The organism is Pseudoalteromonas sp., assembly GCF_041629635.1.
In the GTDB taxonomy this organism is placed as follows: domain Bacteria; phylum Pseudomonadota; class Gammaproteobacteria; order Enterobacterales; family Alteromonadaceae; genus Pseudoalteromonas.
Genome location: NZ_JBFKMX010000171.1, coordinates 1 through 6,537 on the forward strand (window position 1 = coordinate 1; position 6,537 = coordinate 6,537).

The following is a 6,537-nucleotide window of genomic DNA, read 5'->3' on the forward strand; positions in this document are numbered from 1 at the left end:
ACTCGACATAAAGTTAGTTGGACGCGCAGTACTTAATGCACAATCGCCTGAAGGTGCAGCAGAGATTGTCGCTTTTCATAAAGCGTCACAAACTATTTTTGCAATAAATAGCTCAGGTGCTGAAGCTGTTGTTGATTTAATCAAAATTGAAGCCATAGATGCGAGTGGTTTACTTCAAAACAATGAAGGTATCGTTACCAATACAAACCTAACTTCATTTAGCCAAATTAAATTAAATGAACACACCAGCGGTGATGCAAATAGCATTGCGATTTCGCCCGATCAAAGTTTGCTTGCGGTAGCAATGGCCGCTCCGAGCAAAGCTGAAAAGGGTAATGTTGCTATTTATAGCTTAACTGGCGCTACACCAAACTTTGTTAAAAACGTACCAGTTGGTTATTTACCTGACATGCTTACGTTTACCCCTGATGGCGCAAAAATACTGGTGGCCAATGAAGGTGAACCTCTAAGTGATTATTCATTTGATGGTGAAGGCAGCATCTCAATCATTAGTGTTTCAAATGGTGAAGTGGCAACCTCGGCAACTGAAATTTCACTGACAGCATATAATGGTAAGCAAGCAGAGCTTGAAGCTGATGGCGTTGTATTTGCTAATCCTAAGGGGCAAACCATTAAAGGCAAATTAATTAACACCACAGTAGCTGAAGATTTAGAGCCTGAATACATTACTGTGAGTGCAGATAGCAAGATGGCTTATATTAGCCTTCAAGAAAACAATGCAATTGCATTTTTAGATTTAACAAGCAATAGCATTGAAGTAAAAGGGCTAGGTTTTAAAGATTGGTCAAACCTTGATTTTGATGCATCCGATAAAGACGGTGGTATTAACTTTAAACATTACAATGATTTATTTGGTATGTATCAACCCGATACCATTGCTTCTTATACCTGGCAAGGTGCCTCATTTATTGTTTCTGCCAATGAAGGTGATGGCCGAGAATATTTCTTTGATGCTGCAGATGAAGCAGAATGTATTGCAAATGGTGGCCTTGATTATGACGAAGATGATGGTTGCTTAGCTTATACCGATGAATCTCGTGTAAAGGATCTCAATTTAGCTGCAAACTTCAGCCATTTAAATAATGATAATGATGATATTGGTCGTTTAAAAGTAACCACTGAGTACGGTGATGCGGATCAAGACGGACTATATGAGAAGTTGTATACCTATGGTGCGCGATCATTCTCGATTTGGGATCAAAATGGCTTGCTTGTTTTTGACTCGGGTGATCAAGTTGACCGAATTACGGCGTCTATTCATGGTAAAGCATTTAATAATGATGAAGATGCAAATGAAGGTGATACGCGCTCGGATGCCAAAGGTGCAGAGCCAGAGGCACTTGCAATCGGCAAAATTGGTGAGCAAAGTTATGCATTTTTAGGTTTAGAGCGCATGGGAGGGATTATGGTATTTAATATCACTAACCCATATAACGTTGAATTTGTTGACTACTTTATTAATCGTGGAGTTGAAGAAGGTGCTGAAATCAGTGGTGATTTAGCGCCTGAAGGTATGTCGTTTATTGCGGCTGAACACAGTCCAACAGGTAAACCTCTATTGGTTGTTGGTAATGAGATCTCAGGTTCAGTAAGTGTTTGGCAGATTGCAGAAAAACAAGCTCAATAATTAAGTTGTGGTGATCTCAAATTTAATTTGGGATCACTTTCTTACCAACAAGATCTCAATTTTACGATTAGGGATCACGATCCTACCAACTAAATGCCTTTTTTTACCTCATTTCAAAGTTAAAACACTGCTAACTCATTGAAATTTGATCTAAAACCACAATGATCTTGGTAATTTTTAGATCCATACAACGCCTTTTTTGCTCACTCTTAGTATAAAGATGATCCGACTAGTAAAATAGTGATCCATAATCATTGCCATCATGCAAAAATGTACTAGAGTAAATAATAAATAAAATATATATTCAGTTCATAAGTATATAAAATAAAAGCAAATTGCTTAAACACACTCTGCTTGAGGAAATCATTATGATCAAAAAACTCTTACTAGCGAGCTGTATCGGTTTAGTGCTGCTACCAATGGATGTGATCGCAGACACGGAAGCCAAAGTGTATGGTCGAGCACACCTAGGTTTAAGGTATGTCGATATTGATAATCAAGATAGCTCCACTGAAGTAGATTCTTATGCTTCTCGCTTTGGTATTAAAGCAAATCATAGTATTTCGGATGATCTTTCGGTTCTGACCAAGTTAGAGTGGGAAGTTAATATCTCAGAGCAAGATGGTGCCAACGGTAGCGACGATAACATTAAATCACGTGATCAATATGTAGGGATCAAAAGCAATAAGTTTGGTCAGATCTTAATTGGTCGAAAAGATACCGCACTTAAAAAATCGCAAAATAAACTTGATATGATGAATGATTTTGTTGGTGATATTAAGCATTTGGTAACGGGTGAAAACCGTTTAGGGGATATGGTGAATTACCAATCTCCTAAATTCGGTCAATTGCAGTTTGAAGTTACTTATGTAGCAGAAGAAAATAGTAAACAAACTGAGGGGGCTGGGGTTTCAGCAGCGATTGGTTACGGTGATAAGGCATTAAAGAAAACACCTTTTTATGTGTCATACGCTCATGATGAAGATGTTGCTGGCTACAATATTGACCGAGTATCAGCACATGGGAAATTAGGGGACTTTACAATTAACGGTATGTATCAAAACAGCGAAAAAGTATCATCGGGTGATGATGGTGATACCTTTGTTCTAAGTGCTTCATACAAAATTGAAAATTATAAGATTCTTGTTCAGTATCAAGATGATGAAACGGGATTTGGTAAATTAAAAGATAGCGGCACGGCAAGTTCGGTGGGTGTTGAGCGTAAATTAGGTAAACAGGCCAAAGCCTATATTTGGTATACCCAGCGAGATTTGGATAACAGTGATGACGAAGGTCACTTAGCTGTTACACTTAGATATGATTTTTAATTGCAATAAAAACGTGACAATTTGGTTAATTTTTTAAGCCCCTTTAGGGGCTTTTTTAATATCATTATGGCTCTTTTTTTAAAAGTATAATATTGATAAATAATGCTTTTTAATCCAGTTAAGGTGTGGTGATACTTACATGACACATTAACGACAGTTTATTTATGATATTTTTATGTTTATATTCATAAAAGTGTCACACTTTACTTTGATAATTAAGTCAGTTGATAACTAAGAGAATTATTTCATGTCGCGTAAGATACTAGTGGTTGATGACGAAGCACCAATTCGTGAAATGTTGGTATTCGTACTTGAACAAAATGGATTTCAGGCTATTGAAGCTCAGGATTATGATTCAGCAATGGATGCGCTAGTTGAGCCTTATCCAGATATGATTTTGTTAGACTGGATGTTGCCTGGTACCAGTGGTGTACAAATTGCTAAGAAAATTAAAAATAGTGATTACACCCGTCATATCCCAATTATAATGCTAACCGCTCGCGGTGAAGAAGAAGATAAAATCAAAGGCCTTGAAGTAGGTGCTGATGATTATGTTACTAAACCTTTCTCTCCAAAAGAGTTAATGGCGCGCATTAAAGCCGTTTTCCGTCGCGTATCGCCAACATCACTGGAAGAAGCAATTGAAGTTCATGGTTTACGTTTAGATCCTATTTCTCACCGTGTTACCTCCGCTGGTAACGAGTTGGATATGGGCCCAACGGAATTTAAATTACTGCACTTCTTTATGACTCACCCAGAGCGTGTTTACAGCCGTGAACAACTACTAGATAATGTTTGGGGTACAAATGTATATGTAGAGGACCGTACTGTTGATGTACATATTCGTCGTCTGCGTAAAGCGATTGCGCCAATGGGACATGATAAATTAGTGCAAACAGTACGCGGTGCAGGTTATCGCTTTTCGAGCAAAATCTAATTTAAGAGAATTCTATGCTACGAATTGTTAGTAAGCGGGAATTAGTAAAACGCCTTTTTGTTTACTTTATTCCACTTACATTAATAGGAGTCCTGCTAGGGGCTCCTTTTTTACTTTTATGGCTAGGTACATTTTCACTACTAGTGTGGAATTATCGCCAGTTATTCCGCCTTAGCGATTGGTTAACGGAACAACGAAAATACTACCCACCTGAAGGGGAAGGAGTCTGGGAACAGGTCTTTGAAGGGATCTACCGTCTTCAGCAACGCAATCGTCGCAAGCGCAACGAATTAGCTGATGTGATACGTCGTTTTCGCGAGGGGGCAGAAGCCGTTCCAGATGGGGTTTTAGTACTACAAGATGATCTGGCGATCGTTTGGTGTAACAAAGAATCGATCGCTTTGCTTGGTTTGCAGTGGCCGCTTGATCATGGACAGCGCTTAGATAATTTAATTCGTCGTCCTGATTTTATTAATTATATGCGCTCGAAAGAGTATCTTGAGCCGCTTGAACTGCAATCGCCAATTGACGCGCATAGTGTGTTAGAGGTGAGGGTCACGCCTTACGCAGCATCACAATTGATGATGGTGGTGCGCGATGTGACCTTAATTAAGCAACTTGAAGAAATGCGACGAGATTTTATTGCTAATGTATCGCATGAATTGCGTACGCCGCTGACAGTAATGTCGGGTTATCTTGAAATGTTTGATCCTGATATGGCACCACCGCCTGCAATGTGGAGCAAAGCGCAGCAAACTATGTTAGAGCAATGTAAGCGCATGGCAAGTTTAGTAGAACAATTACTGGCATTAGCGCGTATCGAGAATTCAGACAAGCCGGACTTCGAAGAAGAAGTGGATATCAGCGGTATGTTGATGAATATTTACCGTGAAGCCGAGCAGTTGAATCAAGACAAGCAACACACTATAACGCTTAATATTGACGATACGCTTAACGTTATCGGTAAAGAACAAGAACTACGCAGTGCATTTTCAAACCTTGTTTTTAATGCGATTCGCTACACACCAAAAGGTGGTGAAATTATTATCACTTGGCAAAAAAATGGCAGAGGTGTTGAGTTTAGTGTGGAAGATAATGGTGATGGCATTGCGCCGGAACATATTCATCGTTTAACTGAGCGCTTTTATCGTGTTGATCAAGCGCGCTCAAGGGATACAGGTGGCTCAGGTTTAGGTTTGGCGATCACTAAACATGTGTTAACTCGTCATGATTCTCACTTAAATATTTCATCAAAAGTAGGTGAAGGTTCAATTTTTAGTTTTTCTTTTTCTAACGAACGCTTAAAAAACAAAAAGTTAGAATCTGAATTTGAATAAAAATTGGTGTTAATAAATTTGTCATATTTTAGTCATGTTACTGTCATGGAAAAGGCTAAAAATAGTCGCATCATCAAAACGGGATAATCAATTGGAGTTACCCAATGAAACTTAAAAACTTAGTGGCTACAATGGGCCTAACTGTTACAGCAATGTTTGCTGGTAACGCGATTGCAGTAGATAACCAATTAGCAGATTACGAAAAAACAACTGGTATTTCTGGTAATTTCTCATCAACTGGCTCGGACACATTAGCAAACATGATGACTTTCTGGGCTGAAGAATATAAGCGTCAATACCCTAACGTGAATATTCAAATTCAAGCAGCTGGTTCATCTACTGCGCCACCGGCACTAACAGAAGGTACTTCAAACTTTGGTCCTATGAGCCGTAAAATGAAGTCAAAAGAAATCGAAGCTTTTGAGAAAAAATACGGTTATAAACCAACTGAAGTTCGTGTTGCAATTGATGCACTAGCAGTATTTGTACACAAAGATAACCCAATTGAAGGTCTAACAATCAAAGAAGTTGATTCAGTATTCTCATCAACACGTAAATGTGGTGCTGATAAAGAAGCAACTCGCTGGAGCGATATTGGTTTAGAAGGTACTTGGGCTGGTAAAGACATCCAGTTATATGGTCGTAACTCAGTATCTGGTACTTACGGTTACTTTAAGAAAAAAGCACTATGTAAAGGTGACTTTAAAAACAACGTAAATGAGCAACCAGGTTCAGCATCTGTAGTACAATCTATTTCTTCTTCGTTAAATGCAATCGGTTACTCAGGTATCGGTTATAAAACGTCTGGTGTTCGTACTGTTCCTCTAGCGAAGAAAGGCACTAACTATGTAGACGCAACATTAGAGAACGTAGCAACTGGGAAATACCCACTATCTCGTTTCCTATACGTTTATGTAAACAAGCACCCTAACAAACCGCTTTCACCTATTGAAGCTGAATTCCTTAAGATGGTACTTTCTAAAGACGGTCAAAAGATTGTTGAGAAAGACGGTTATGTACCACTAACTTCAGGTATGGCTAATAAAGAACTTAAGAAGCTAGGCCTTCTATAAGTAAATTATCTCAGCCAATTAAAAAAAGCCACTTGAACAGCTGTCTCTTATACACAAATCCCCGCTAAGAAGTTAGTGGGGATTTTTTTGAACTAAATCTTTGTTCCGCGATCAGATCTTCAAACCTATTTTGGAGATAGCGATGTTAAACAATCATCAACAGTGGGCTGAACAGCAGTTTGGAAAAAGTAACCTCGGTGATCCTCGAAGAACA

General features: G+C 38.7%; 5 protein-coding genes. All 5 read left to right on the forward strand.

All coding sequences use genetic code 11. The features are described from left to right. On the forward strand, positions 1-1,648 hold a 1,648-nt coding region (locus tag ABYD77_RS16960), incomplete at its 5' end, for a choice-of-anchor I family protein (protein ID WP_372771278.1). Positions 1,649-2,016: 368 nt separating this feature from the next. Further along, complete coding sequence (locus ABYD77_RS16965) at positions 2,017-2,976, forward strand: porin (protein ID WP_372771279.1); 960 nt, start codon at positions 2,017-2,019, stop codon at positions 2,974-2,976. A 247-nt stretch (positions 2,977-3,223) separates the two neighbouring features. Beyond that, positions 3,224-3,913, forward strand: coding sequence for a phosphate regulon transcriptional regulator PhoB (gene phoB / locus ABYD77_RS16970; protein ID WP_010560997.1), 690 nt, complete (start codon positions 3,224-3,226; stop codon positions 3,911-3,913). A gap of 14 nt (positions 3,914-3,927) precedes the next feature. Further along, on the forward strand, positions 3,928-5,250 hold the full coding sequence (gene phoR, locus ABYD77_RS16975; protein WP_372771280.1) for a phosphate regulon sensor histidine kinase PhoR: 1,323 nt from the start codon (positions 3,928-3,930) through the stop codon (positions 5,248-5,250). Positions 5,251-5,354: 104 nt separating this feature from the next. Continuing rightward, positions 5,355-6,323, forward strand: coding sequence for a PstS family phosphate ABC transporter substrate-binding protein (locus ABYD77_RS16980; protein WP_372771281.1), 969 nt, complete (start codon positions 5,355-5,357; stop codon positions 6,321-6,323). Positions 6,324-6,537 lie beyond the last annotated feature (214 nt).